4 protein-coding genes are annotated in these 3145 nt (G+C 46.2%); all 4 read right to left on the bottom strand.

The window, feature by feature from the left end; translation table 11 throughout:
* Positions 1-677: type II toxin-antitoxin system HipA family toxin (locus tag WA010_RS01735; RefSeq protein ID WP_422555455.1), on the bottom strand; the 677-nt coding region annotated here is incomplete at its 3' end.
* The gene (locus WA010_RS01730; protein WP_422555454.1) at positions 667-909 is read right to left on the bottom strand and encodes a helix-turn-helix domain-containing protein; all 243 of its coding nucleotides are present in this window, start codon (positions 907-909) and stop codon (positions 667-669) included. The genes WA010_RS01730 and WA010_RS01735, both read right to left, overlap by 11 nt.
* Before the next feature lie 58 nt (positions 910-967).
* The gene (locus WA010_RS01725) at positions 968-2056 is read right to left on the bottom strand and encodes a hypothetical protein (protein WP_422555453.1); all 1089 of its coding nucleotides are present in this window, start codon (positions 2054-2056) and stop codon (positions 968-970) included.
* The coding region (locus WA010_RS01720; RefSeq protein ID WP_422555452.1) for a VWA domain-containing protein at positions 2037-3145 on the bottom strand (1109 nt) is incomplete at its 5' end. The genes WA010_RS01720 and WA010_RS01725, both read right to left, overlap by 20 nt.

The raw sequence follows: 3145 nt of genomic DNA, 5'->3' as shown, positions 1-3145 counted from the left end.
GTTCCTCTGCCACTGAGTACACACATATCCTCGAATCCGAGATAAGTCCCCTCTTCTTTGACATCAAATCGTTTCATAATAAACATCGAATAATCATCACTGAGATAAAACTCCGGCGTTGGCAGATGTGCGTTTTGAATCGCTCTCATGCAAAAATATTCATTGAGAGCGAGATTTGGATACTCTTTTTCCCATGATTTCACGATGTAATGCTCGAATTTCATGGTTGTTTTGTTGTGTGCGCCCATGAGCAATTTAGGTTGTACCCCTGAGACACCTGAACGAATAGCAAACTTCTCCATCAGCTCATTAAAAAGGTTTTGTTTAGAGGAGTGGACGATCTCTTCAAGTTCTAAAACATCCGTGTCACTGATGATTTTTTCAAATTTTACACGACCCAACATATAAGGACCGATGAGTTTAAGGAGGTTAATCTCATCCATGCTTACTATTTTTGCAAAGTGATTTTTTATCGCATCTTTGAGTGCACCCTCGGGCATATTCATCTGAAAAATGGGATGAAGTGATTTACTCACCCAACTCTCAGCTCGAATCGGCATAGTGAGACTGACTAACTCTTTTGAATCGCTCAAATAATTAAAAATATAGTTGCCATCTTCTTTTGAGAGTTCACCGCTGAGTGTTTTGTTGGTATAGACTTTGAGTTTATCTGCCATCTTGCAACTCTTCTAATGTTCTTGGGCGACCTTTTGGACGGAGGGCAAATTCAACACCCAGCAAGGTCAAAAGTTTTTCTACTTTTTTAATCCCCACTTCATCGATAAAACCGTTTTCGATTTTAGAAAGAGTCCGTTTTGTGATACCCGAATACGCTTCTAAATCACTTTGTGACCACTTCTTTTGTTTGCGTAAATGTTTTATCTCTTTACCCAGTTCTTCTAAAGTCAAAATCACTCCTAATAAGAAATATATTTCTCATAATAGGCTTTTAAAGCTTAAATAGGAATTATACTTCTCTTAATCTCTTCTTCGCTTCACGCAAATCCAGTGTTCCCGCTTCGAGTTCAGCAATAATCGGTTCATACGCTCTCTCCCCTGAGAGAGCGAGAAGCATCACCAGTTCTTTGGGGCTTTTGGCTTCATCGTAAAACCGCTTCATCTTTCTGCGGGGGCGCAACTTCCACAGCCGCCGTGCCACTTCACCCAGTGCGATTCCAAACAGTACCAATGCACCATAGAGGCTATATCGCATCCAAGTACTCCACTCATGCAAGGCAGGAGGATCGAGGAGGTTGGAGCGCTCGAATCCTTGTGCCACTTCGATCGCGACTGCATCACTTTGAAGCCGTTTGATTTTCTGACTTTGTGTATCAAATACGTCTATCGTGATTTTTGGGATCACAAAACTTTGTTCACCCACAAGGGCAAATTCCTGACGTATCTCCCCCGCAAATCCAGCCGTATCAGGAATGATGTCTCGTATCGGCTCTTCGGCGAAAATATTCACTCCGCTGATGTTAAGCTCATACGGTACATACTGATCGAGATTCCCCTTTCCTCGAATGTAAAGGCTCACATGCACCGGTTCGTGAGCCACAACACTTCGCTTATCGACTTTCACTTCCAAGGATAGCTCTCCGCTGAGTGCCGCTGCGTTGGCTTGTGCGGCAATCAGTACTTTGGGCAGATATGCTGTCTCATCATCGAAATCGTATTTTTTGACGTTATCGCGACCGATGGAGGCATTCTCGATCGAAGCGAAGGTCGTGTGGCGCATCAATGCATCCAGTGCAACTTCCACCGTTCCCTCTTTTAGAGGGGTGATCAAAACATCAAACGTCTGTACCCGTTTCCCCTCTGCGATCCGGTCGCGCTGGGTTAAAATCGACGCTTTATAATTTTCATTTCCGGTGGGTTTAAAATCGATCGTATAGTCCGCCGCATTGGTCGAAAAAGTACACTCATATCGTACCACTCCGCTTTGATGGACATAGAGGCTTTGCGGTGCTTCAAGCACCCTCCACTGATAGGTCGCTCCCCATCCGCTTACACTGAGGATCATCAGTGCGAGTAGCCTACCAAGGCTTCGTTTCATGGACACTCCTTTGGTTGATCAATTCATACTGTTTCGAGCTCAGTGCCGCTTTCCCTTGTGACGTCGAAAAACGGGGATCTGCCTGCGCCTTCTTCCCCGCATCTCCGGCACCGGAGGAGGCAATATCACTTTGCATATTCGATCCGCCCCCCTCTTTGGTTTTCTTCCCCTCACCTGTGGGTTTGTTCTCATCCGAACTGAATTGATCTTTTTTCTCTTTACGGACATTGAGCGATTGCGGCTCTTGCGCTCTGGCAATCGCTTTTAGGTTCTGATCGGCTTGGCGGCTATAACGCAGTGTGAGCGATTTGAGCAGTGCTTGACGCGCGTTTTCAAACTCGCTGAGGCGGATATGAGCGTTACCCATATTGTAAAAGATTTTGGATTTGAAAATCGGATCATTGGATCGGATCGAACGATACACCGCCAGTGCTTCGGCATATTTTCCCCCTTTATAAAGAGAAGCCGCACGATTGAACTTCCCCTGTGGGGAATCGATATGATAATACCACTGAGCCGAACGTTCATAATTTCCATGAGAATACTCATATTTCCCTAATGTTTGATAGGGATAATCGAGCACTCCCGCATGGGCACTGATCCCGATCAGAGCGAAAAGGGGCAATACTTTTTTGCTTATTTTCTCCCCTAAGCTCGTATACGCCAGTACAAATGCGATCAGCCCCAGCATCAGAGGAAAATAAAAGAGTTCGCTATAGCGTGTCACCGTAGATTCGCCTGCGAAATCTTCACTCCGTTCACGTTCGATCCACTCTATCACTGCGTCCGCATCGGCACCGTCGATCACTTTCCCCCCGCTTTGTTCAGCGATGGTGTTAATCGCATCGTTGCGGGAGCTTACGACGATGTGCCCCTCTTCATCTTTGAGCGAGCCGTTCTCGGAGGGGAGGGTACTCCCGCCTAATGTAGCGAGCATCACGATACAGACCCGGAGACCGTTTTCCTCTGCATACGCGGACTCTTTCTCATACGAGAGTTGATCTCCTCCGTCGGTAAAAAGGACGAGCAACGGGTGCTGTGCATGGGACATTTTACGGGCAAGTTCCAACGCACTCATCACCTCTGTCC

The sequence above is a fragment of the Sulfuricurvum sp. genome, assembly GCF_049305995.1.
GTDB lineage: Bacteria > Campylobacterota > Campylobacteria > Campylobacterales > Sulfurimonadaceae > Sulfuricurvum.
The sequence above is the reverse complement of the archived record's forward strand: the minus strand, read 5'-3'. Positions and strand labels throughout refer to the sequence as shown.